Origin of the sequence: Streptomyces sp. So13.3, from assembly GCF_005860785.2 — a bacterium.
Lineage (GTDB): Bacteria > Actinomycetota > Actinomycetes > Streptomycetales > Streptomycetaceae > Actinacidiphila > Actinacidiphila fildesensis.
In genome coordinates this window covers 8665221-8689697 of the sequence record NZ_CP048835.1, presented here as the reverse complement: position 1 = coordinate 8689697, position 24477 = coordinate 8665221, and the positions used below count along the sequence as shown (strand labels likewise).

Here is a 24477-nt window from a genome sequence, read left to right as displayed (position 1 = left end):
TGGACCAACTTCAGGCGGCTACCTGATCCTTGAGTGCCGCTACCCCACGTCAGACCCGCAGCACCCGGACGCCGCACTCGACGATGGCCTGCTCCCGCGCTTCGTCGAGGCTGTCGTCGGTGACGAGATCGTCGATGTCGGCGAGCGGGCAGATCTCCGCGAAGGTCACCCGGCCGATCTTGGTGCTGTCCGCGACGACCACGGAGCGCGCACTGTTGCGCAGGAAGGCCCGGTCGGTGTGGGCCTCCATCTCGTCGTGCGTGGTGCAGCCCTCGCTCGCGGTCAGGCCGTCCACCCCGATGAAGGCGATGTCCAGGTTGTACTGGGCGAGCATCCGCTCGGCCGCCGGTCCGACCAGTTCGTAGCTGGCCGTCCGGGCGTTCCCGCCGACGACCACGAGACGGATCTCGGACCGGGCGATCAGGTCGGCGGCGATGTTGACCGCGTTGGTGACGACGGTGATACCGCTGCGGTCGGCCAGCGCCCGGGCGATCTCGGTGACCGTGGTGCCCCCGGTCATCCCCACCACCGCTCCGTCCGGGACCAGACGGGCCGCGGCGAGCGCGATCCGCCGCTTCTCGTCCTGCTGGCGTCCCGCCCGGTGGCGCAGCGGCAGTTCCAGGTTGAACGTGCCGGTCACCGCGCCACCGCGGGTGCGGTGCAGCAGCCCCTGCTCGTGCAGCGTCTGCAGATCGCGCCGGACCGTCGCCCCTGACACTCCGAGCAGCTCGGTGAGCACATGGACGTCGGCACTGCCCTCCTTGGAAACGTGATCAAGGATCCGGGCGATTCTGTCAACTTTGAGCATGGGGGGAGTCTAGCTCCAGGTCAGAGCAGTGAGGTGAGCATTCCCGCCGCCGGCGGGACAGCCGGGAGAGCACACGACAGAAGGGGTCCGCGGCGTTGGACATCGCCGCGGACCCCGTGGGCCGGACCGGTCGCCGTCAGGTCAGGCGGCGGGTGGAGCGTTGAAGGGAGCCGCCCAGGTCTGGTTGGTCTGGAGCGAGCCGGGTGCGGTTCCGCAGGTGTACAGGTCGACGGGCGTGCCGCTCGTGGTCGTCGCCCCGCCATAGCTGTCGAGGCACTTGGTGGTGCCGCTGAGCTTGAGGTTTCCGTCCCGGTTGTACGTCCAGGTCTGGTAGCCGGCGGCGGACCCGCACGGGGCGACGCCCGCCCACTGACCGGACTTCCCGTTGATCGCCCCGGTGGTCGTACCGCTCTGTGCGGTCAGACAGAGGTTCGTGGTGCCGGACTGCAGCAGCTGGACCGTGCCGTCGGAGTTGCGCCGCCACTGCTGGTTGGAGCCACCGGTGCAGGGATAGAGGTCGACCGGGTTGTTGGTGGCGGTGCCGGATCGGTAGTTGTCGAGGCACAGCGACGCTTTGCCCCAGTTGTCGCGTGAAGCGGTGATCTGTCCGCTCGGGGTGAAGCTGCCGCAGCCGGCGTGCGGAGTGATCTTGAGCATCGCGTTGTCGTGCGCGCCGAGCGTGAGCGGCACCGACCCGGTCGACGTGCTGCTGCTGTGTGCCCACAGGTCGCGGACGTCGTAGCCGCAGCCCGCGGCGCTGAAGCCGAGACCGGCGAGGGAGAGCGAGTAGTTGGTGGCCGCGGAGCCCTTGTTGAGCACGACGACGGCCTTGCTGCCGTCGGCGAGGGGCTTGAGGACGACGTCGTCACCGGTCGTGGCGGCCGGGGAGCCGTCCGCGTCGGCCCCACCGCCGGAGACGCGGTAGCCGCCGGCGCCCAGCGGGTCCTGGTCCACCGCGATCACTTCGGAGTTGCCCAGGATCGCGACGGACGCGTTCAGGTGCACCGCTTCCGCCGGGTGGGCGGCGATGTACGACGGCTGGAACTTACGGGCATCGGTGCTGATCACCAGGGGTGCGGCCAGTGCGGAGAACAGTGCCATCTGGCTGCGTTCCTCGGCGGTGGTCATACCGTTGTCGCCGATCAGCAGCATGTCGGCGTCGTTCCAGTTGCCCGGCCCCTGGTAGCGGCTGAGCTCCAGAGTGTTGTCGAAGCTCTGGTACGCACCGAAGTTGTAGCCGGCCAGCGGCACGTTCCACGGATTCTTGCCGTCGCCGTAGTTCCAGATGTCCGGGCCCACCCGCCAGAGCTGGCCGAGCCCGCGCACCCAGTTCATCGCGGCGAACTTCGTGGAGCCGTTGCCGTAGCCGGCCGGGGCGGAGATGTTGAACGTGATGTTGGGCGTGGCACCGCTGCCGGCCGCGGAGGTGACCGCGGTCCGCAGGTCGTTGGACATGCGGGTGTCGAGCGTCTGCACCGGCTCCTCGTCGCCGCAGTTGTCGTACTTGAGCTGGTCGACGCCCCACGAGACGAAGGAGTCGGCGTCCTTCTGCTCGTAGTACTCGCTGCCGTTGGGCAGGTTGGGTGCGGTCGGCGTGGCGGTGCTGCAGGTGTGCGTGCCGGAGGTCTCGTAGATGCCGAACTTCGCGCCAAGGCTGTGCAGGTAGTCGCCGTAGGCCGTCAGTTCGTAGTCGAAGCCGGGCTGCTTCGCGGGGTTGCGGACGTCGGTGGCGCCGCCCCAGTTGAGCCCGCCGTGCAGATAGCCGGAGCTGTTGCGGTACATCCAGCAGTCGTCGACGGTGATCGTCCGATAGCCCTTGGCGATCAGACCGGTGTCGGCCAGCCCTTTGGCGTTGTCCTTCATGTACTGCTGGAAGGAGTAGTCCAGCCGGTTGGAGCCGTCCAGCGGCGCCTGGGGCGCGCACGTCGAACGGGACCAGTTGTTGAAGCCCATCGGCGGGAGGGCGGCGATGGGCGTGCTGGGCGTCGCCGCGGACGAGTAGTTCGCCGCCGGCTGGCTCACGCCGTCGTTCGCGGCGGCCGGGCCGGTGCCCAGCAGACAGCCGGCGGGTATCAGGGCGGCGCTCAGGACCACGGTGAGCGGTCTGCGGAGTCTGGTTGCCACGGTGGGTGGCTCCTTCGGGGTGGGGGGTCGCCGTACGGCACGGGGGCGGGGCGCTACGAGCGATTGACATAATCTGCTCAGACTCGCTGGCGAGTCAACAACTGTGCGCATGCGAATCAGGCTCACCGTGCAAGCCGCAGACACGGGCGACTACCGGCTTCACGCCGCCCAACCTGGCCAGTAAGCGCTCTCCACCTGCCGATTCGCAACATTCGAGTAACGGCGGCTGGACCTGGGCGCCCAGCTCGTGAATACTCCGCAAGACCAGCAGAGTCGCTCATATTTGCTCGAACAAGGCATGATTGAATCAGTTTCGATCACCCCTCCCCCGAGTGCAGTGCCGTCGTCACCAACTCTGAAGGAAGCGTCGTATGCCCAGCGCCACCCCCTCCCGTACCTCCGTCGAGATAGCCACCCAGCCCGCCTGCTGGCGGCAGGCGGCCCGATCGCTCCCGGCCCATGCCGCCGCACTCCCCCGCCGGGGCGAGCGCGTGGCGGTCGTCGGCTGCGGCACCTCCTGGTTCATGGCGCAGTCCTACGCGGAGCTGCGCGAGAGCGGTGGCCACGGCGAGACCGACGCCTTCGCCGCCTCGGAATTCCCGGCCGGGCGCCGCTACGACCGGATCCTCGCGATCACCCGTTCCGGCACCACGACCGAGGTGCTGGACCTGCTCGGCCGGGCGCGAGCCGCGGGCGTGCCCACGACCGCGATCACCGCAGACCCCGCGACTCCCGTGATGACCGCGGCCGACGCCCTGGTGGTCCTGGACTTCGCCGATGAGGAATCGGTCGTACAGACCCGGTTCGCCACCACCGTGCTCGCCCTGCTCCGCGCCCATCTGGAGGCCGAGGGCGCGCTGCCGCCAGGGGTGCGCTCCGTCGCCGAGGCCGCCCAGGACGCCGAGCGAGCCGTCTCCGAGGAACTGGCCGCCGAGGTGTGCGGCGCCGAGCAGTTCACCTTCCTCGGGAGTGGCTGGACCTACGGTCTGGCGCTGGAGGCGGGGCTGAAGATGCGCGAGGCCGCGGGCGCGTGGACCGAGGCGTACCCCGCCATGGAGTACCGGCACGGCCCGATCAGCATCACCGGACCCGGGCGCGTGACGTGGATGTTCGGCTCGCTGCCGCAAGGGCTCGAGGACGATGTCGCCCGGGTCGGCGGCACGCTCGTCGCCCACTCCCAGACCCAGACCCAGACCCAGCACGGGGCCAGGGCCGGGGATCTCGACCCGCTGGCCGACCTCGTGCGCGCCCAGCGGCTGGCGGTCACCATCGCCGAGGCCCGCGGCTACGACCCGGACCGGCCGCGCAACCTCACCCGCTCCGTCGTTCTGGAGGGCCGCCATGCGTGAGGGACAGGACGCCGGCGAGTGCGTGATCGCGCTGGACGTCGGCGGCACCGGTATCAAGGGCGCGCTTCTCGACCGGGAACTGCTGCTGGCCACCGTGCGCCGGCCGACCCCCCGGGCAGCGGGACCGGAAGCGGTGGTGGACGTCATCACCGAGACGCTCCGGGCGCTCGCCCGGCAGGCCCGTGACGAGGGACTGCGGGTCCGCAGGGTCGGCGTGGTGGTCCCCGGCCACGTCGACGAGGACCTCTCGCACGCCGTCTACTCGGCCAACATCGGCTGGCGCGACCTCCCGCTCGCGAACCTTCTCGAACGCCGCACGGGGCTCCCCGTGACGCTCGGGCACGACGTCCGGGCCGGGGGGCTCGCCGAATGCGTCCTGGGGGCGGCCCGCGGCGCCCGCGATGTGCTCTTCGTGGCCATCGGCACCGGCATCGCCGCCGCCGTCATCAGCGACGGGCGGCCCGTCCGGGCCGGCGGTCACGCGGGCGAACTCGGCCATGTGGTCGTCGATCCCGACGGCGCCAAGTGCCAGTGCGGCGGCCGCGGTTGCCTGGAGACGGTGGCCTCGGCGGTCGCGATCAAGGCGGCCTTCACCGCACGGACCGGCCGTACCCTCCAGGGCGCCGACGAGGTGGCGGCGCTCGTGGCGCAGGGCGACGCCGACGCCGTGGCGGTCTGGGACCGCGCGGTCGACGCGCTCGCGTCGACCCTGGCGACCGCGTCCTCGCTGCTCGGCCCCGAACTCGTCGTCCTCGGCGGCGGCCTCGCCCAGGCGGGCGACACCCTCCTGAAGCCGGTCCGTGCCCGGCTGGCCCAGCGGCTGACGTTCCAGCGCCGGCCGGCCGTCGTGCGGGCGGCCCTGGGCGACATGGCCGGCTGCCTGGGCGCCGGACTGTACGCGTGGCAGGCCGTGGACGCCGCGACGCGCGGCACCAGCACCAGCACCGGCACCGGCACCGGCGCCGGCACCGGAGACGGGGAGTTCGCCATGCGCGGCGCCACCGCCGGTTCCGCGGGGGTCGGGTCACGGTGATCCTGACCGTCACGCTCAACGCGGCCCTCGACGTCACGTACTTCGTCGACAGCCTCGTGCCCCGCACCTCGCACCGGGTCGACACCGTGCACGAGCGCGCCGGCGGCAAGGGCGTCAACGTCGCCCGGGTGCTCGCCACGCTGGGCTGGCCGGCGGTCGTGACCGGACTGTGCGGCGGTGACACCGGCGTCCGGCTGCGCGGTGAACTGCGGGCGGCCGGACTGCGGGACGAACTGGTGCCCGTGGCGGGCGAGTCACGGCGCACCGTGACGGTCGTCTCCCGCGAGGACGGTGATGCCACCGTGTTCAACCAGACCGGGCCGTCCGTGACGACCGGCGAGTGGGAGGCCTTCACCGCGCGGTACACACGACTCCTTCGCGACGCCGATGTGGTGGTGCTCTCCGGCAGCCTTCCGCCGGGCCTGCCCGCCGACGCGTACGCACACCTCGTCACCCTCGCCCGCGACAAGGGCGTCGCCACGGTCCTGGACACGAGCGGCCCCGCACTGCGCGCCGCGCTGGCCGCCGGCCCCGACGTGGTCAAACCCAACACCGATGAACTCGCCGCCGTCACCGGCCGTGAGGACGTCGCGGCCGCGGCTGCCGGACTGCGGGCGATGGGCGCCCGTACCGTCGTGGCCTCCCGCGGTCCCGACGGGCTGCACGCGATCACCCCGCAGGGCTCCTGGCGTGCGACGCCGCCCGAGCGGCTGACCGGCAACCCGACGGGGGCGGGCGACGCATGCGTCGCGGCGCTCGCGGCCGGGCTCGCCACCGGGGCACCGTGGCCCGCCGTCCTGTGCGAGGCCGTCGCCCTGTCGGCCGCAGCCGTCCTGCGTCCCACGGCGGGCGACTTCGACGCCGACGCCTACCGCCGTTTCCGTACCGCCGTTCCTGTGGAGGAAGTCCATGCCGCTCGCACCCACCCATGAGATCGCCGACGACGCGGCCGGAAGGGTCGCGGGCGTGGGCGCGTTCAACGTCGTCCAGTTGGAGCACGCCCAGGCCATCGTCGCGGGCGCCGAGGCGGCCGGGCGTCCGGTGATCCTGCAGATCAGCGAGAACACCGCCCGCTACCACGGTGCCCTCGAACCGATCGCCCTCGCCTCGCTGGCCATCGCGCGGGCCGCGAGCGTCCCCGTGGCCGTCCATCTCGACCACGCGGAATCGGCGGGCCTGGTGCGGGAGGCGGTGGAACTCGGCTTCACCTCCGTCATGTTCGACGGAGCCAAGCTCCCCTACGCCGACAACGTCGCCGCCACCCGGGAGATCACGGCGCACTGCCACAGCCGGAAGGTGTGGGTCGAGGCCGAGCTCGGCGAGGTCGGCGGCAAGGACGGCGCGCATGCCCCGGGCGTCCGCACCGATCCTGACGAGGCGCGGGACTTCGTCGCCGCCACCGGAGTCGACGCGCTCGCCGTGGCGGTGGGCAGCTCCCATGCGATGCACACCCGCGACGCCGTCCTCGACTTCGAGCTGATCACCCGGCTGCGCGACGCCGTCAGCGTCCCGCTCGTCCTGCACGGCTCGTCCGGAGTCGGCGACGCGGACCTCATCCGGGCGGTGGCGGCGGGCATGACGAAGGTCAATATCTCCACCCACCTCAACAAGACGTTCACCCGGGCGGTCCGGACGTACCTCGACGCCGATCCCGGTGTCTCCGACACCCGCAAGTACCTCGGCCCGGCCCGCGACGCGGTCGCGGTGGAGGTGGCACGCCTGCTGCGAGTTCTGGCCGGCGGGTCCTGAGCTCTCTCGAACCGACCGTCGGGTCCTCATCCCCCTCGGCCCCACCGGCGGATCCTGATCCGCCTCGAACCGACCGGTGGGTCCTGAGCTCCCTCGCCCGACCCGTGAAGTGATGACGCCCGCGGCCGAACATTGGCCCACCTCGCCGGAGTTGGCGTTCAAGAGTTGAATTCTGCGCATCGTCTTGACGGCTCGCCGCTGCCACTTAACACTGCCTAAACAGATCCAGTGTCTCGGCGATCCGTAGATTGAGAGCGTTTTCAATAGCTTGAATCAAAGGCTAATTGGTCTCACGTAACTCTAATCCGCAGTTTCGAGACCATCTTCACCTTTCTTCCGCGCCGACTCGGTGTTCACTTCACGAAACCAGGCGAAAGGACCCCCCACCCATGCGCAGCACCGCCCTTCCCGGCCGCATGCGTCCGCCACCACGTCTCCACCAGCGCAGCGTCGCTTTCCTGAGTGCGCTCGTGCTCGTGCTGACCGGGCTGCTCGGCCTCAGCCAGCTCGCCGGTCCCGCCTCGGCTGCCGCGGCCGACTACACCCAGAGCGTCACGCAACTGAACGCGACGCAGGCGCAGATCTCCTTCACACCCACCACGGCCGCGCTCTACGTCGATGTGCACTACCTCGTCAACAGCGCCGGCCAGCAGAACGTCCGTATGGCCAACAGCGCGGGCACCTGGACCCAGACCGTGAGCTCACTCACCAACGGGTCGGTCCTGGAGTACTGGTTCACCTACGAGAAGAGCGGGCCGCAGTACGACACGCCCCACTTCACGTACACCCAGGGCGGTGGCGGCACCGGCTCGGTGGCCACACCGACCTTCAATCCGGCGGGCGGCAGCTACACGTCGGCCCAGAGCGTGACGGTCGCGGACGCGACCGCCGGCGCGAGCATCCACTACACCCGTGACGGCTCCACCCCAACCGCCGCGTCCACGCTGTACAGCGCGCCGATCAGTGTCACGGCCACCACCACCGTCAAGGCCATCGCCGTCAAGTCCGGCCTCACCGACTCGGCCGTGGCCAGCGCGACCTACACGATCGGCGCATCGGCCGGCTGCCCCACGCAGTCGGACACGCCGAACTTCGGCCCGAACGTCCACATCTACGACCCGAGCATGTCCAGCGCCACCATCCAGGCGCAGCTCGACGCGCAGTTCGCCCAGATGAAGGACACCAACACCGCGCAGTTCAGCTCGAACCGCGTGGCACAGCTCTTCAAGCCGGGCACGTACGCCGTCAACGACAACGTCGGCTTCTACACCTCGGTGGCCGGTCTCGGGCAGAACCCGGACGACGTGACGATCAACGGTCACGTCACCGTGGACGCCTTCAACGCCTCCGACGCGGGCAACGCGACGCAGAACTTCTGGCGTTCGGCCGAGAACCTGGCGATCAACCCGGTCGGCGGCAACCGCTGGGCCGTCGCCCAGGCCGCCCCGTTCCGCCGCATCGACGTCCACGGCGATCTGCAGCTCTACCCGGCCAGCTACGGCTGGGCGAGCGGCGGCTATGTCGCCGACACCAAGGTCAGCGGCCAGGCCGCGTCCATCTCGCAGCAGCAGTGGTACACCCGGGACAGCAACCTGGGCAGCTGGGCCGGCGGCGTGTGGAACATGGTCTTCTCCGGCACCACCGGCGCTCCGGCGAACACCTTCCCCAACCCGCCCGAGACGACGCTGGCCACCACCCCCGTCTCCCGTGACGTGCCGTACCTGTACGTCGACGGCACCGGCAAGTACCGGGTGTTCCTCCCGTCGCTGCGGACCAACGCCTCCGGCGCGAGCTGGGCGAACGGCAGCACTCCCGGCACCTCGCAGCCGATGAGCCAGTTCTACGTGGTCAAGGCGGGCGACACCGCCGCGACCATCAACAACGCGCTCTCGCAGGGCTGCAACCTGTTCGTCACCCCGGGCGTCTACCACCTGAACCAGACGCTCAACATCAACCGTGCCAACACCGTCGTCCTCGGCATCGGCTACCCGACCTTCGTTCCGGACAACGGCGTCGACGCGATCCAGGTCGCCGACGTGGACGGTGTCCGGCTCAAGGGCCTGCTGATCGACGCCGGCACCACCAACTCGGCGGCGCTGCTGACCGTCGGGCCGGCCGGATCGTCCGCCAACCACGCGGGCAACCCGACGACCATCCAGGACGTGTTCTTCCGGATCGGCGGCCAGATCGCCGGCAAGGCCACGACCAGCCTGATCGTCAACAGCAACAACACGATCATCGACCACATCTGGGCCTGGCGGGCCGACCACGGCAACGCCGGCACCATCGGCTGGACGACCAACACGGCGGACACCGGCGTGATCGTCAACGGTGGCAGCGTCCTGGCGACCGGACTGTTCGTCGAGCACTACCAGAAGCACGAGGTCATCTGGAACGGCCAGAACGGCAAGACGATCTTCTTCCAGAACGAGATGCCGTACGACGTGCCGAACCAGGGCGCGTGGATGAGCGCGGCGGGAGTCAACGGGTACGCCGCGTACAAGGTGGGTGCGGGTGTCACCACGCACGAGGCGTGGGGACTCGGCAGCTACTGCTACTTCAACGTCAATCCGGCGGTGAACAGCTACCACGCCTTCGAGGTTCCCAACACCCCGGGCGTCCGGTTCCATGACGCGCTGACCGTGTCGCTCGGCGGCGTGGGCACCATCACCCATGTCATCAACGACACAGGGGCGTTGACCGCCTCGAACACCACTCCCAGCAACGTGGTCGCCTACCCATGACCCGGTGGCGGTGACCTGACGTGAACGCCGGCCTCGGGGCCCCTCGCGGATGCGCGAGGGGCGCCGGGGCCGCTGTCACATCAGCCGACCGCGCGTCGGCCCGGACCGGAAGGAGCTGGCAGATCGTCGTCAGGAGCGCTACGATCACCGCGATGATGACTCACTCTGTTCACAGATTGGGGGACCCGTCCGCGCAAGGTGAGTGCTGATGCTCACTGAGACCGCGAACAGGGATTCCCGCCTTTCCTTCTGGCTGCGCGTGCGTGAGTTCGCCGTGCCGCCGTCCATGATCGAGACTGCGACCGCCCGCCGCCGTGCCGGGGACTGGGCAGGGGCCTGCGCTGCCGCAGGCATCGACGTCGATCTCCGTCTGCGTTCCGTGGCACGTACGTACGGCCACGCCATCGCGTCCCAACTCCGGGCCGACCTCCGCCATCTGGTGCCCGACCTGCTGCGCTGGCACATGCCGCGCATCGCTCCCAACGGGCTGCTGCGCCCGGGCCTGACCATGGCCCTGGCTCGGTACGACGACGCGGGGCGTGACGGCGCAAGGCCGCTGCACCTCGTGGCCCGGACTCCGCCGGCCTGGGCGGACGCGGGTCAGCGGATCAGCCTCGCGCTGTGGGACGGAACCCACTCCGAGGCCGGCACCGCCCGCCATCCGCATCCCCATCCCAACCGGCGGTTCCGCCTCGATCTGCACCGCCACCTGTGGGACGCGCGCAGGACCGGTGAACTGTGGATCCGGTCCGGGGCCGATCGGTGGACCGCCGACGGCCACCCCGCGCCCGAACCCGCCGTGATGGACGCGGAGTTGACCGGCGTTGAGCAGCCGGGAACTCAGCTCCTGGGGACCGAGCTGCTGTCGGTAGTACCACCGGGGCGCCACTGCGCTGTTGACCGGTGGGCTGCCGAGGCCGGCATCCTGCTCCACGCCGAGCGGCGGCCGACCGGTCCCGTCGCCGTGCGGTTCGGGGCCCGGCATCGGCTGGTCCTGGACCTCGTCGCCGACAGGGACGGAGGCGGGCCACCCACGCTGCGGATCGCGGCGGCGACCATGGATGGCGGGGATCCCGCGCTGCCGGTCCTGCCCGACGCGGCGGCCTGGGTGCCACCCGACCTGGAACTGATCCGCACCGGTTCGATCGACGTCGACCGGCTGCATCCGCTGGTCGCCTCGGCGCTGGTACCGGATCATGCGCCGGCCGGTCCGTCCCCGTCTCCGCACCGGCCAGGACAGCCGCGCCTCGTGCAGTGCCGGGGAGCTCAGCACCGGATCGCCCTGGTCGACGGGGTACTGGCCCCACTGGACCACGACCCGGCAGAGATCCGGCGGGAGGAACTGCTGGTCGCTCTGACCGGCACTCCGCTTCCCTGTCTGCAGGCCATCGATGCGGCGCACCGCCGTCCTGACTGCCTCACCGGAGTCCGCGAACGCCTGGACCACGGCGACACCGCCGGTGCGCTGGCCGTCGTCGAGGGCCTGTTGGGCCCCGACGCGCTGCTACGCGCCGGTGCGCTGCGCGACGAACTGGAGACGGCGGCGCAGCGGCGGATCACCTACGGGCTGTACCGGTCGGGGTTGATCGGCCCCGGACCCGGCCGCATCCCCCCGAATTCCCCGGATCGTCTGCGTCCCCGCGACAGCCGCTCCCACCCGCGCCACATGACGCTCCGCTGACCTCGGGGATCGCCCTCCCCTGCCCCCCGCTCGACCCCTCACGAACCCAAAGGTGATCAAACATGCCCACATGCACTCCGTTCGCTGCCCCCGACACCCTTTCCGACCCGGTTCGCGCCCCCCAACTCGATGTCGCCGGCGACCTGCTGACGTTGCTGCGCAACGCGACGACCGAACCGCGCCCCGACAACCAACTGGAGGCCCTGACCCTTGCTGTCGCCGCCGACCTGCCCGTCCTCCTGTGGGGCGAGCCGGGTATCGGCAAGACCGCGGCTCTCACGCAGCTCGCCGCGGCTCTGGACCTGCCACTGACCACGGTGATCGCCAGCGTGCACGAGCCGTCGGACTTCTCCGGCCTGCCGGTCATCGGAGACGATCCCGCGGAGCAGGGGGTCCCGATGGCCCCGCCGGACTGGGCCGTGCGGCTGGTACGGGCCGGTCGGGGGCTGCTGTTCCTGGACGAACTGTCCACCGCGCCGCCGGCCGTCCAGGCCGCGCTGCTCCGCCTGGTGCTGGAACGGCGGATCGGCTCCCTGCAACTGCCTCCCGGGGTCCGGATCGTGGCCGCCGCCAACCCGCGCTCCTCGGCCGCCGACGGCTGGGAGCTGAGCCCGCCGCTGGCCAACCGTTTCGTCCACCTTCAGTGGACGCACGACCACGAGGTCGTGGTGCGCGGCCTGGGCGGGACCTGGCCCCGGGCGACCCTGCCGCTGCTCGACCCGGACAGGCTGCCGGTGGCGGTGGACTTCGCCCGTCGCGCGGTGTGCGGGCTGCTGTCCGTCCGCCCCGCGCTCGTGCACCGGCTGCCCAGCAGTGAGACGCGCCGCGGCGGTGCCTGGCCGTCTCCCCGGAGCTGGGAGATGACGCTGTGCCTCATCGCCTTCGCGACCGCGGCCGGCTCCTCCCGGGAGGTGCTCTCCCTGCTGGTCAGAGGCACCGTGGGAGACGGTCCGGGGCTGGAGCTGCTGGCGAGCCTGGACCGGATGGACCTCCCGGACCCCGAGACGCTGCTCGCCGACCCCGCGAGTGCCGTGCTGCCCGAGCGGGGGGATCTGCGTCAGGCCGTGCTCGACGGTGTGGTGGACGCGGTCCGCAAGCGTCCCGAGAAGTCCCGCTGGAACGCGGCATGGGAGCTCCTGGCCCGGGCGGTGGAGACCGGGGCCCCGGACCTGGTGGTCGTCCCCGCGACCACCCTCGCGTCGCTGCGCCGCGCGGACTGGGACGTTCCGGCGTCGATCGAGGGGCTCGCCGGAGCGGTGACCATGTCCCGGCGGGCGGACCAGGCGGCGGCCCGGGCCTCGGTCACCACGAAGGCAAGCCGATGATCCCGGACACAGCGGGGACCCTGGACCTCGACAAGCTCTTCACGGCCCGGCTGCACGCCGCCCGGGCCCGGCCGTACCTGGCGACCGCCCTGTTCGCCCTGCACCCCGTCGAGTCGCAACGGGTACCGACCATGGCCGTCGACCGGCACTGGCGGTGCTACGTCTCGCCGGGATTCGTGGACCGGACGCCGGTGGAGGAGCTGGCAGGGGTATGGGTGCACGAGGTCTCGCACCTCCTGCGCGACCACCACGGGCGCAGCGACCGGGTCGCGCGGGAACAGGGACTCACCGGCCCGGGGGAACGGCTGCGGATGAACATCGCCGCGGACTGCGAGATCAACGACGACGCGTTCGGTGACGGACTGGTCCGGCCCGAAGGTGCTGTCGAACCGGTCTCCTTGGGGCTGCCGGAAGGCAAGCTCATGGAGGACTATCTGCCCCGGTTCAGCCTCGGGCCGCTCACCCTGGCCGCGGCCTGGCTGGACTGCGGCAGTGGCGCCGACGAGCTGGACCGGGAGTGGGACCTGGGACCGGACGGCGCGCACGGACTCAGCGAGCAGGAGCGGGACGCGGTCCGGTTCCGGGTGGCGGAGGGCATCAACGGCCGTCCGGGGAACGCCCCGAAGGGGTGGAAACGGTGGGCGGAGGAGGTGTTCCACCCGCCGCAGCCGTGGCGGGAGTTGCTGGGCGCGGCGGTCCGCTCGGCCGCCTCCAGTTCCGGCGCGGGCGAGGACTACAGCTACGGCCGGCCGTCGCGGCGCTCGGCCGGGGTGCCCGGCACCGTGCTGCCGAGCCTCCGGTGCAGACCGCCCCGGGTCTCCGTGGTCATCGACACGTCCGGTTCGGTCAGTGACGCCGAGCTGGGCAGCGCGCTCCTCGAGGTCGCCGCCATCTCCCGTGCCGTGGGCGGCCGTCGTGACCTGATCACCGTGGTGCCGTGCGACGCGGCGGCCCGCATCGTGCACCCGCTCTGCCAGGGCGAGGGAATCCCGCTGATGGGCGGCGGGGGGACGGATCTGCGCTCGGGCTTCGCCAAGGCGCTCCGGGCGCAGTCCCGGCCGGACGTCATCGTGGTCCTGACCGACGGGCAGACACCCTGGCCGAGCTCACGGCCGCCGTGCCGGACGGTAGTGGGTCTGTTCCCCCGGCAGCGTTCAGCCCGGTCCTGGGCCCGGCAGGACGATCCCGACTATGTACCGGGCTCTCCGCCCGACTGGGCACGCGTGGTGAACATCGGGTCCGCGTGACGTCCCGGTGAGCCCCGCCGCGCTCAGCTTCTGCCCGCCGCCTCCGCGCAGGCGGCGTGACCCCAGCCGCCCGCCACCTTGGCGATCAACTCGCCCTTGGCGTAGGAGCCGGAGCAGTGGCACCGTCCGGGGTACCTCGCCTCGATCGTGCCGGACGAGGCCTTGCCGGTCCGCGGCTTCGACGCGGCGGCCTTGCGACCGGAGCGAGCGCCGTCCGGGGCCTGGGTCACGGCATCCGGCACGGGGAGTTCGGCGCCGGTTCCGCTGCTCGGCTGCTGGCTGATCGCGGCGTCGCTGGCGGCTTTGTCGGCGATCGCGTTGAGCGGATCACCGTTCACCTGGTGCGCGGGAACGTACACGAATTCGACGTCGCGGCCGGCCAGCAGGGCGTCGATGCGCTGAATGATCTCCCGGTTCGCCACCGGCTTCCCGGCGGCCGTCTTCCAGCCGTTCTTCTTCCAGGCGACCAGCCACTTGGTTGCGGCGTCACGGGTATAGGTGGAGTCCAGCCGGACCTCCAGGGGCACGGCCGGATCCGTCGCGGTCAGCAGCTGCTCCAGTGCCGTCAGCTCACCGACGTTGTTCGTCGAGTGTCCCAGCGGCCCCGCCTGCCAGCGCTGCGGCCGTCCCTGGGCGTCCGCGACCACGAAGGCCCACGCCGCCGGGCCCGGGTTCCCCTTGGCGGCTCCGTCACATGCTCCAATAACGCGTTCCATCCCCTGATGATGTCAGGTGTTCCGCCACCCGCTGAGCACGGCGCATACGGCCGGCCGGCCGGGGCCCTCCCCGCCAGGGCCCCGCCGACCCGGCCCGTCCCGGAGGGACGACACGGCGTTCCGGATCCTCCCGCCCGTAGCCGGCTACTCGGTGCGCAGCGCCGTCGCGGTGCGGGTCCCGGCCGCCCATCCGGCGGGGAGAAGTGCGCCCGCGGTCGCGATGACCAGTCCGCCCAGGAGGAGCGGGACCAGCACGGGAAGGTGGTAGACCGCGAGGTCCTGCGCCGGGAACCTCGTACCGGCGGCGTCACCCATCACCGGCAGCACGTAGTCGTGCAGCGCGATGCCGATCGGGACCCCGGCCACACCGGCGACGAGTCCGATCCCGGCGACCGAGGTGATGACCATCGTGATCGTCTGCCTCGGCGACATGCCGAGCGCCTTGAACACCCCGAAGTCATGGACGCGTTCGCGGGTGTCGAGGACGACCGTGTTCAGTACGCCCAAGCCCGCCACCGCGACCAGCATCAGGGTGAGCATCGCGGCCAGCGTGTCCATGGCGATCACCGTGCTGCTCGTCTGTGTGGAGTTGCGTACGGCGGTGATGCCCAGCGGCTTCAGGGCGGTGTTGAGCGATCGCAGATAGCCCTGCGGGTCGGTACCCGGCGCGAGGTCGATGTGGAACTCGACCGACTCCGGGGCGACGACGGCGCCGAGTCCGGCCAGGGACGCGTTGTCGGTCAGGATGCTCATCCCTTCGTCCCGCAGGTCGAGGGCCTCGCCGACGATTCGTACCGGGGCGTTGCGGCCCTTGTTGCTCAGGGTGATGGTGTCCCCGACGTGGGTCCCGGTGGCGTTGAGGAAGCCGGACGGGACGACCGCCTGGCCGCGGCCGTCGAACCAGGATCCGGAGATCATCCGGTACGAGCCCCAGGACGAGGCGCCCTGGTACGAGATCACGGTCGTCCGGCCGGCGAGCCCCGCGACGCCGACCTTGGTCTCACCGGTGCTGAAATATCGCCGGGTCCCCGATTGCGCGCCGATCTTCGCGGCGATCGCGGCGGGATCGGCCAGGGCCGGAGGCCCGTTCCCGGCCCTGTTCGGTCCCACGTCCCCTCCGGCGTCGTCGGGGGGCGCACCCATGGTCCGGACGAGGACGTCGTCGGCCGTTCGCTGGTTGAGGCCGCTCTCGATGCCGTTGAGCGACAGGGCGAGCCCGACGCCGAAAGTGACTCCGACCGTTCCGAAGATCACGGCCGCGGCCATCGTGCCCGACCGCCCGGGACGGGCGAAGGGGTTGGCCAGGCCCAGGCTCACCGGACGCGGCAGCGGCAGCCGGCCGAGCAGCTGCCGGACCACCCGCCCGCGCCCGGCCCGCGGGGCCCGGCCGACGGCGATCGCCTCGACCGTACGCAGCCGCCCGGCACGCAGGGCGGGGGCCAGCGCGGTGGCGACGACCGCGGCGAGGGCGACGGCGGGCACGGCGATGTCGATCCACGGGGCAACCGTCATGGTCCCGGTGCCGTAGGCGCTGCCCTCGATGCTCATGACCGGGATCGCCAGCAGATTGCCGAGGACGACGCCGAGCGCGGCACCGACCGTCGTGGGGATCAGTGCCTGGCCGATATAGGCACGCACGACCTGGCCCGGAGTGAAGCCCAGGGACTTCAGGATGCCGATCCGCCGGGTGGCGGCGCCGACCGCGCCGCTGACCACGATCCCGATGATCAGGACCGACATGAACAGACCGAGCACACCGAAGGCGACGACGAACGGCACGAACGTCGCCGACGTCCTGTCCGCGGCCAGTTTGATCGTCAGGTACGACGCCGCCGCGGTCATCGATCCCGGTGGCACCGCGGCGGCGACCGCGGCACGATCGGCGCTGATCTGGGCGTCCGTGGCGGCCTTCGTGAAGCGGTAGAGCATCTGGTATTCGGGCCGGGCTCCGAGTGCGGTCAGCTGCGTGAGCTGCGCCGGGGACACCCACGCCTCGGCGCTGTCGCCCACCGAGGTGGCCAGCCCGACCACGGTCAGCGTCGGACTGCCCGGCAGCTCGGGGAAGGTCATCCGGTCGCCCACGCCGAACGGCGAGTCGAGGGTGCGCAGCACGGTCTCCCCCAGCCCGGTCGCCCATCTGCCGTCGACGAGGTCGAGGTCGTCGACCGCCCCGCCGGCGTCCGCACGACCGACGAACGTCAGCTCCGGCGTCCGGCCGCCCGGCGGCATCCCGGAACCGTTCTCGCCGATGTGCGGGCGCAGCGAGAGGACGGGATACGGGCCGCCGGCGGCCGTCACGCCGGCGACGTGCGCGGTGGCCGTGACCTGTGCTGCGGTGGCCTTCGCCGCGTCGAACTGCGCGGTCAGGTGTGCGCCGTTCTGGCGGGCGAAGGCATGGTCGAACGGCGCCTGCGACGCTACGAGCAGCCCGCCGGCCAGTACCGACGCGGTGACCGCCATCATCGTGGTCAGCATCATCACCAGGGTCTGGACCCGGCGCCGTCCGACGCCGGCGCGCACCACCTTGCCCAGTGCGCTCATCGGACGGCCCCCGCGCCGCTGTTCCGGTCGAGGGCGACATGCCCGTCGACCAGATGGACGGTCCGGCCCGCGCACGATTCGGCGAGATCGAGGTCGTGGGTGACCAGCACGATGGTCTGCCCGCCCCGGTGCAGATCGATCAGCAGTTCACGGACGTCGCGCCCGGACGCCATGTCCAGCGCACCCGTCGGTTCGTCGGCGAGCAGCAGCGCCGGGCGGTTGATCAGCGCCCGCGCGACCGCGACGCGCTGGCGTTCGCCTCCGGACAGCCGGCCCGGGTAGGCCCGGGCGTGCTGGTCGATGCCGAGGGTCTCCAGCAGTTCGTGCGCGCGGGTCGCCGCCTTGCCCCGGGCCGTACCCGCCAGTTGGGCCGGCAGCACGATGTTGTCCAGGACGGTGAGGTCGTCCAGCAGATTGAAGAACTGGAACACGATCCCGATGCGCTCGCGGCGGAAGCGCGCCAGCCCGCCCTCCCCGAGGTTGTCTATCCGTGTGCCGCCGACGGTCACGGTGCCCTCCGTCGGCTTGTCCAGCCCGGCCACCAGGTTCAGCAGCGTGGACTTGCCGCTGCCCGACGGCCCGGTGACGGCGACGGCCTCACCCTCTTCGACGGTGAGCGTCAGCGGGCCGAGCGCGGGCCCGTCCGCGTTGTCGTAGCGTTTGACGGCGCCACGCAGTTCGATCACGTTCCCCATGGGGGTGTCGGTCCTTCCGGTCGCAACGGCCGCGTCCTCGGGGGGACTCCCCCGGGCGGCCCGCTGGCAGGACCGAAGCTAGGTGCGCCCGCTGCGGAGGCGCGTCGGCCGGTGCACCGACATCGGGTCGCCCACGAGGAGGACCCGGCCGCGGCGTCATCCTTGCGAAGTACTCCGCACGGCCGGAGCCCTGATCGCTGAGGCCGATGTGCCCAGGGCGGGCGGCGCCGACAATGTGCTGGTGGAAACGGATGAACGACAGGGATGGCGCCGGCAGGTGCGCGACGCGCTGCGCCCGGACGGCCAGGCTCCCCGGTTGTCGAGGCGGGCTGTCGTCACCGATGCCGCGCTCGCGCTGGCCCTCACGGCGCTGGTGCTGTTCGCGGTGTCCAGGCTGCACTTCGACGCCGGCTGGCCGGCAGGGCCCGATCCGGCGCTGGACCCCTGCTCCATGCCCGGCCGGCCCCTCCCGCCCGAACGGCCGCCCTTCCCACCCGGTGCTCCCGTGCCGGGCACCGAGTTCCACCCGGCGATACAGGCCTACGTCCTCGGGGCGCTGACAGCGCTGCCGCTGGCGGCGCGCCGGCGGTTTCCGCTCGCCGTCTTCTGGGTGGTGATGTGCGCGACGCTGGCCGGTCCTGACTACACGACCAGGTTCACCCTCGTGGTGTGCCTCATCGCCGCCTGCAGTGCCCTCGTCCACAGCCGCAACCTGACGTCCACGATGGGCAGTTTCGCGCTCGCGGCGGTGCTCGCCGCCACCTTCGACCGGACCACCGACCCCGCACTGCCGTTCTGGTCGGGCCGGCTCTTCGTCCTGCTGGTCGTCGCGCTGATCGCGAGCGTGGTCCGTTACTGGCAGCTGCGGCTCAGAGCCACCCAGCTGCGGTTCGCCGAACTGCAGGTGGCACAGGAGAAGGCGATGCGCGAGGCCATCGACGAGGAGCGCTCCCGGATCGCCCGCGAACTGCACGATGTGGTGACCCACAACGTCAGCGTGATGGTGATCCAGGCCGGGGCGGCGCGCAAGGTCATGGACACGGCGCCCGAGCAGTCGAAGGAGGCCCTGCTCGCGGTCGAGGCGAGCGGCCGGGCCGCGATGAGTGAACTGCGCCATGTCATGGGCCTCATCGCGGCCTCGGGCACCGGACACTCGGAAAGCACCGGCGACGCGCTCGAACCCCAACCGGGACTCGACCAGTTGGACGACCTCGTCCGACGTGTCCGCGCCGCCGGGCTGCCGGTGACCGTCGCCCTGTCTCCCCCGCCGGAGCCGCTGCCACCCGGCGTCGATCTGACCGCCTACCGCGTCGTCCAGGAGGCGCTGACCAACACCATGAAGCACGCCGCCGGCTCGACGGCGTCCGTCACCATAGGCCACGACGACGCGTGGCTGGAGATCGAGGTCACCGACACCGGCGGCACGCAGGGGACGTACGCGCAGGGCGGCAACGGGCGCGGGCTGATCGGTCTGCGGGAGCGGCTCGCGGTCTATGGCGGAACGCTTGTGGCAGGGCGCAGAATCGGCGGCGGATACAAGATCGAGGCCCGAGTCCCGTGGAGAGCCGTATGAGCGCGTGGAGAGCCCTATGAGCCAGCAGCCCCTGCGTACCGTCATCGCCGACGACCAGGCACTGGTGCGCACCGGGTTCCGGATGATCCTCGCCGCCGACGGCATCGAGGTGGTGGCCGAGGCGGCCAACGGCGCCGAAGCGATCGCGGCCGTCCGGCGCACCCGGCCCGACGTCGTGCTGATGGACATCCGGATGCCGCAGATGGACGGCCTCGAAGCCACCCGGCAGATCCTGGGCGACGGCGCGGCCGGCACCCGCATCCTCATCCTGACCACGTACGACCTCGACCACTACGTCTACGCCGCGCTCACCGCGGGCGCCAGCGGCTTCCTGCTCAAGGACGTGTCTCCCGAGCATCTGGTGGCCTCGGTACGCCTGGTGCAGTCCGGCGACGCGCTGCTCGCACCGACGATCACCCGCCGGCTGATCGAGCGTTTCGCCCACCGCGACGAGGTCAGGTCCGCCGTCCACCGCGACCTGTCAGGGCTCACACCACGCGAGCTCGAAGTGCTGCGCCTGCTCGCCACCGGCCTGAGCAACGCCGAGCTCGCCGAGCGGCTGACCCTCAGCGCGACCACGGTCAAGACACATGTCGCGCGCATCCTGTCGAAACTCGGGCTGCGCGACCGGGTCCAGGCCGTCGTCCTCGCCTACGAGACCGGCCTGATCTCCCCGGGCGCGGCAACCCCATGAGGTTGCGTCCTGCGGAGTGATGACGGCGCGGCCGGCCTCCGCTGCAACGGAGCCCGGCAGTTCCCCTGTTGACGAGTGGCAACGGCCGGGGTCAGCCATGAAAACGACCGCTATCGGCCTTCGGCACCGACTCGGGTGCCGCACAAGGCTTTGATCCGGTGGACCCGGATTCAGCGCGGTCTCATCAACAATGTCAGCAGATCATTTTGCTTCGCGCAAGCCCTTAACCCCATGGATGCCGCGGTCGAGCAGGTCGGCCGATATGCGACACGAATGCCCATCACCCCCTGCGACCAGCCCTGTTGACGATTCGATCTACGAACCGCGGCAATGAATGGCCGAAACACCCCCCTCCTCGCCCGGGGATCAGCGTCAATTCGCGATATCCGGTGGACGGCCCTTTCCCCGGCGCCCCATTCTTCTGAGAAGCCCTACGGGCGGAAGGCTGCAACCCTCCGTCCGATGTATTCAGGGCCGACGAGTGGCAACGAGCCAGGGAGGTACCCGCCGAGTGCCCATACACAGGCACACTGACCAACCCACCTGCGAACACCACCACCAGCCCCACCGCGGATTCCGGCTGCGAGGAGCACTCGTCCTGCTGCTCGCCGTCGCCATCCTCGGCGCCGAGCTGGCACCCCGCATCCACCTCGACATCGCCTTCCCGGCACCGACCCTGCCGGCCCTGATCGCCGCCGAACTGATCCGCCGGTTCGTCGGCGCATTCCTCACCAAGGACCACTGATCACGCGAGACCACGCGAAACGCCGGCCGGGACCGATCCTCCCGGCCGGCGCCACGCACGCTGCCGGATGAGGCTCGAACCGGGCCCGGTTGCGACCTGCGCGTCCCACGGGGGCGGTCGGGTCCGGTGTTGCGCCTGGGACCGAGTCAGGTGTTCGACCGACGGAGCTGGAACGGCCCGTATCGGCGGGCAGGCGCCAATGCCGGTCCGAACACGGCGAGATCCCGAGAATATCCGACGGTTCCCATAACTTCCTGATGCGTTTTGCGGGACACTCTGAGCAACCACGACGGCGGGGCGCGGACTGCCTGTGGCGAGCCGGGGACGGAAGCCGTGAACAGGGGGCGGAGTGCGGACTCCGATAAGTGATCCGCTAATGGTGGGGCCTTACCGCATTGTCGGTCGGCTCGCCTCGGGCGGTATGGGGTGGGTGTACCTCGGCAGGTCTGCGAGCGGCCGGGCGCTGGCCGTGAAGGTGGTGCGTCCCGAGTTCGCCGCCGACGCGGAATTCCGGCTCCGCTTCGCCCGGGAGGTCGAGGCGGCACGAGCGGTCAGCGGTGCCTTCACCGCGGCCGTCGTCGACGCCGACACCCAAGGCGATCCGCCGTGGCTGGCCACGCTGTACGTCCCCGGTCCGTCACTCGCCGAGGCGGTACGGGCGGACGGGCCGCTGGCCGAGTCGGCGGTGCGGGTGATGGCTGCCGGGCTGGTCGAGGCGTTGCAGGCGATCCATGCCGCGGGCGTCGTGCACCGCGACCTCAAGCCTGCCAACGTCCTGCTGGCCGAGGACGGCCCCCGGGTCATCGACTTCGGGATCTCGCTGTTCGGCGCCGCCGCGAACACGATCACCCAGGTGGGAACGGTGATGGGTACACCGCCGTTCATGTCCCCGGAGCAGTTCAGGGGCGAGGTGGCGAAGCAGGCAAGCGACGTCTTCTCCCTCGGGGCGGTGCTGGCCTTCGCCGCGACCGGGGTCGCGCCGTTCGGCTCGGGCGTCGGCGTGATGTACCGGATCATCCATGAGCGGCCGGCGCTGGACGGTGTCCCTGAGGGGCTCCGCCCCCTGCTGGAACGTTGCCTGGCCAAGTCCCCGCAGGACCGGCCGGACCTAGCCGCGCTGCTGGACGAGGTCCTCCCCCGCGAAACGGCACCGGACGCGCCGGAGCCCGATCCCGAACCGGCACCCGTCCCCTCGTGGCCGCCGCCCGCCGTCGCCGAGGGCATCCGGGTACGCACCGACGACCTCAACGCGCGTAACCACAGCCGGGGATCGGTGACGTCCGTACCGTCCTGCCTGCTGCTCCACGCGCAGACCCTCCTCGATGCCGGGCTGACCGACCGCATGGTGGCAGAGGCGGTGGGCCGTGGCGGATTCTGAGTCCGCGCCCACCGGCGAGATGGAGCTCGGGTCCAGCTGGCGGAGGTTGGTGCGTGCCTGGGCGGACCGGAGCCACTACCGGTCGACCGAGGACGATGCCGCGATCTCGCTGGAGTTCGACCTGGCGGGCTCGGACCACCCGGTGACCGTGCGCTTCATGGCGACCAGGGATCTGCTGGTGGCCTTCATGACGGACGGTCACATCCTCAAGCCCGACCAACTGGCTCTGGCCGCCGCGGCGTCCAATGCCTGGAACACCGAGCAGCTGATCCCCATGCTCTCGGTCTGGGACGTACGAGGGCCGGGCCCGTGCCTCGCCGGCGTCTGCACCCTTCCCCTCACCTGCCGGATGAACCATCAGCAGTTCGGTGTACTCGCCACCAAATGGACCGAGCACGCACGCCAGATGTTCACCCGGTGCCACCGCGTCTTCGAACTGTAGAAATCCGCGAGTAGAAGGAGCTGGGGAGCCTCTCGTGCCATCCGACACGGCGCAGCGCGGTCGTCCGATCGCCATGATCCTCACAGCGGTGCTGCTGCTCGGCCTCACGGCCGCCGTGCCGGCGGCAGCGGCACCCGCCGACCCACCGGCGCCCTGCACGACGGCCCCGGCGAAGCCCGCCGACCCGAAGGCGCACTGCCCGGCCACGTCACCGACCTGTGTGACGCCGTCCGCGGGCGGGACCGCGCCCAGGACGACGACGCCCGCCAAGCAGCCGCCCGGCGGCAAACCGACGACCGGCAAACCGGCCACCACCAAACCGGGATCCAGCTCGACAAGCCCCTGCCCGGGCGAGAAGACACCGGCCGGCGAGCACACCAACTGGCTGCTCATCGGCTCCATCACCGCCCTCCTGGGGGTGCTCCTCGCCCTGCTCGCGGTGGCCGTCCGCCGTTCGGGCACCGGCCGCCACTCCGCCCACGCCCCGGCACACCACGACGCCCCGGCATCCCGCCACGAGGCCGATCCGATGGCATCCCGCGCCCCCACCGTGCCCACGCACCTGCCGGGAGCCCGCCGGGCACCGCGGCCGGGAAACCTGCGTCGCGCCACGGTCGCCACCGACCTCCATCCGCAGGGCTACGTCGAGATCGACGAGTGTCTGTTCCGCGCGGTCTGGTCGGAGCCCGCGGAATCCGCGCCGGGGACGGGCGAGCCCGTCGACGTGGCACGCCCCGACCCCCATGACGATTCCCACGACCCGCACGTCCTGCTCGCCTTCCCGGCCGACACCCGACGGAGAGACCATGCGCGATAACACCCACCCCATGACCGTGCGCGTGAACCAGCAGGCCAGCACCCTGCCGTACCAGTACGCGGACATCGAGATCGAGAACAACGCGCAGCGCCTCCCGCTCGTCCTGTGTCTGGACACCTCGCACTCGATGCTCGGCGCGCCCATCGCCTCCCTCAACGAGGCGCTGCGTGACTGGACCCGGGAACTGCACGACGACGTCAGCCTCAGCTACAGCGTCGAGGTCGCCGTCCTGACCTTCGGCGACGCCGGGGTGAGTGCCTGGCAGGGCCCCAATCTGCTGCCGTACAACAGCCCGGTCAGTCCGTTCGTCCCCGCACACCTGTTCCAGCCGCCGCAACTGAAGGCGGCCGGGGTCACGTTGATGGCCGAGGCGCTGGAGCTGTCGATGCAGATCGTCGCTGCCCGCAAGGCCGAACTGCGCCAGCTCGGCCTGCAGTTCTACCGTCCGCAGATCTGTCTGGTCACCGACGGCCTGCCGACGGACGCGACCGGGCACCCCACCGATGCCTGGCGGCGCGTCGTCCCGGTGCTCACCGAGGAGCAGCGGGCGCGGCGGTTCCGGCTCTACGCCATCGGCGTCGGCGGTATCACCGACCGGGGTGAGGAGGTCCTGCGGGCCTTCGCCCCGACGTTCAACGCCCGGCTGCACGGATTCCCGTTCCGCGAGCTGCTGCAGATGATGTCGGCCAGCGCCAACGCCGAGCAGAGGGGCGCGGGGGACGAGGTCTTCGAGAAGATCTTCAGTCAGTTCAAGACCCAGCGGCCCGCCTGGGAATCCTGATCCGGACCGGAACCGACGGGACCTGAAGAGTACTG

Annotated in this window: 20 protein-coding genes; 15 read left to right on the top strand and 5 right to left on the bottom strand. The window is 71.1% G+C overall.

Translation table 11 applies throughout. The features are described from left to right. Nucleotides 1-49: 49 nt before the first annotated feature. Entirely contained in the window at nucleotides 50-808 is a 759-nt protein-coding gene (locus C8250_RS38715) for a DeoR/GlpR family DNA-binding transcription regulator (protein ID WP_138354428.1), read from the bottom strand. A 141-nt stretch (nucleotides 809-949) separates the two neighbouring features. Next, a complete protein-coding gene (locus C8250_RS38710; RefSeq protein WP_187145155.1) occupies nucleotides 950-2932 on the bottom strand; it encodes an alpha-galactosidase in 1983 nt (660 codons plus the stop codon). A gap of 371 nt (nucleotides 2933-3303) precedes the next feature. Between C8250_RS38710 and C8250_RS38705 the strand changes: the two genes are divergently transcribed. From C8250_RS38705 to C8250_RS38670, 8 genes are all read left to right on the top strand, one after another. Beyond that, nucleotides 3304-4281 carry an SIS domain-containing protein gene (locus C8250_RS38705; protein ID WP_138354426.1) on the top strand — a complete coding sequence of 326 codons (978 nt, stop codon included), beginning with the start codon at nucleotides 3304-3306 and terminating at the stop codon, nucleotides 4279-4281. After that, on the top strand, nucleotides 4274-5314 hold the full coding sequence (locus C8250_RS38700; protein WP_138354425.1) for an ROK family protein: 1041 nt from the start codon (nucleotides 4274-4276) through the stop codon (nucleotides 5312-5314). The genes C8250_RS38705 and C8250_RS38700 overlap by 8 nt, the downstream gene beginning before the upstream one ends. Further along, the gene (locus C8250_RS38695; protein ID WP_138354424.1) at nucleotides 5311-6246 is read left to right on the top strand and encodes a 1-phosphofructokinase family hexose kinase; all 936 of its coding nucleotides are present in this window, start codon (nucleotides 5311-5313) and stop codon (nucleotides 6244-6246) included. Before C8250_RS38700 ends, C8250_RS38695 begins: the two co-directional genes overlap by 4 nt. Next, on the top strand, nucleotides 6224-7063 hold the full coding sequence (locus C8250_RS38690; protein WP_138354423.1) for a class II fructose-bisphosphate aldolase: 840 nt from the start codon (nucleotides 6224-6226) through the stop codon (nucleotides 7061-7063). The genes C8250_RS38695 and C8250_RS38690 overlap by 23 nt, the downstream gene beginning before the upstream one ends. 389 nt (nucleotides 7064-7452) lie before the next feature. Then, the gene (locus C8250_RS38685; protein ID WP_232485112.1) at nucleotides 7453-9807 is read left to right on the top strand and encodes a chitobiase/beta-hexosaminidase C-terminal domain-containing protein; all 2355 of its coding nucleotides are present in this window, start codon (nucleotides 7453-7455) and stop codon (nucleotides 9805-9807) included. 208 nt (nucleotides 9808-10015) lie between these two features. Beyond that, the gene (locus tag C8250_RS38680) at nucleotides 10016-11488 is read left to right on the top strand and encodes a hypothetical protein (RefSeq protein ID WP_138354422.1); all 1473 of its coding nucleotides are present in this window, start codon (nucleotides 10016-10018) and stop codon (nucleotides 11486-11488) included. A 62-nt stretch (nucleotides 11489-11550) separates the two neighbouring features. Continuing rightward, complete coding sequence (locus C8250_RS38675) at nucleotides 11551-12813, top strand: MoxR family ATPase (protein WP_138354421.1); 1263 nt, start codon at nucleotides 11551-11553, stop codon at nucleotides 12811-12813. Then, nucleotides 12810-14060, top strand: a complete 1251-nt coding sequence (locus tag C8250_RS38670) for a VWA-like domain-containing protein (protein WP_138354420.1) — start codon at nucleotides 12810-12812, stop codon at nucleotides 14058-14060. The genes C8250_RS38675 and C8250_RS38670 overlap by 4 nt, the downstream gene beginning before the upstream one ends. A 23-nt stretch (nucleotides 14061-14083) precedes the next feature. On the opposite strand, the gene C8250_RS38665 is transcribed toward C8250_RS38670, so the two are convergent. From C8250_RS38665 to C8250_RS38655, 3 genes are all read right to left on the bottom strand, one after another. Continuing rightward, on the bottom strand, nucleotides 14084-14776 hold the full coding sequence (locus C8250_RS38665; RefSeq protein ID WP_138354419.1) for a ribonuclease H: 693 nt from the start codon (nucleotides 14774-14776) through the stop codon (nucleotides 14084-14086). Nucleotides 14777-14920: 144 nt separating this feature from the next. Then, nucleotides 14921-17317 (bottom strand): ABC transporter permease, encoded by a 2397-nt coding sequence (locus C8250_RS38660; protein ID WP_138354418.1) that lies wholly within the window; start codon nucleotides 17315-17317, stop codon nucleotides 14921-14923. Further along, entirely contained in the window at nucleotides 17314-18012 is a 699-nt protein-coding gene (locus tag C8250_RS38655) for an ABC transporter ATP-binding protein (protein WP_138354417.1), read from the bottom strand. Before C8250_RS38655 ends, C8250_RS38660 begins: the two co-directional genes overlap by 4 nt. Nucleotides 18013-18253: 241 nt before the next feature. Between C8250_RS38655 and C8250_RS38650 the strand changes: the two genes are divergently transcribed. The 7 genes from C8250_RS38650 (at nucleotide 18254) to C8250_RS38620 (ending at nucleotide 24442) form a co-directional block, all read left to right on the top strand. Next, nucleotides 18254-19585, top strand: coding sequence for a histidine kinase (locus C8250_RS38650; protein WP_138354416.1), 1332 nt, complete (start codon nucleotides 18254-18256; stop codon nucleotides 19583-19585). 16 nt (nucleotides 19586-19601) lie between these two features. Next, nucleotides 19602-20279, top strand: coding sequence for a response regulator transcription factor (locus C8250_RS38645; protein WP_138354415.1), 678 nt, complete (start codon nucleotides 19602-19604; stop codon nucleotides 20277-20279). A gap of 511 nt (nucleotides 20280-20790) precedes the next feature. Continuing rightward, entirely contained in the window at nucleotides 20791-21024 is a 234-nt protein-coding gene (locus C8250_RS38640; protein WP_138354414.1) for a hypothetical protein, read from the top strand. A gap of 376 nt (nucleotides 21025-21400) precedes the next feature. Then, the gene (locus C8250_RS38635) at nucleotides 21401-22402 is read left to right on the top strand and encodes a serine/threonine-protein kinase (protein ID WP_187145154.1); all 1002 of its coding nucleotides are present in this window, start codon (nucleotides 21401-21403) and stop codon (nucleotides 22400-22402) included. Then, nucleotides 22389-22844, top strand: coding sequence for a hypothetical protein (locus tag C8250_RS38630; RefSeq protein WP_244809647.1), 456 nt, complete (start codon nucleotides 22389-22391; stop codon nucleotides 22842-22844). The genes C8250_RS38635 and C8250_RS38630 overlap by 14 nt, the downstream gene beginning before the upstream one ends. A gap of 34 nt (nucleotides 22845-22878) precedes the next feature. Further along, nucleotides 22879-23661 carry a hypothetical protein gene (locus C8250_RS44585; RefSeq protein WP_138354413.1) on the top strand — a complete coding sequence of 261 codons (783 nt, stop codon included), beginning with the start codon at nucleotides 22879-22881 and terminating at the stop codon, nucleotides 23659-23661. After that, nucleotides 23651-24442, top strand: a complete 792-nt coding sequence (locus tag C8250_RS38620; protein WP_239069565.1) for a hypothetical protein — start codon at nucleotides 23651-23653, stop codon at nucleotides 24440-24442. The genes C8250_RS44585 and C8250_RS38620 overlap by 11 nt, the downstream gene beginning before the upstream one ends. Nucleotides 24443-24477 lie beyond the last annotated feature (35 nt).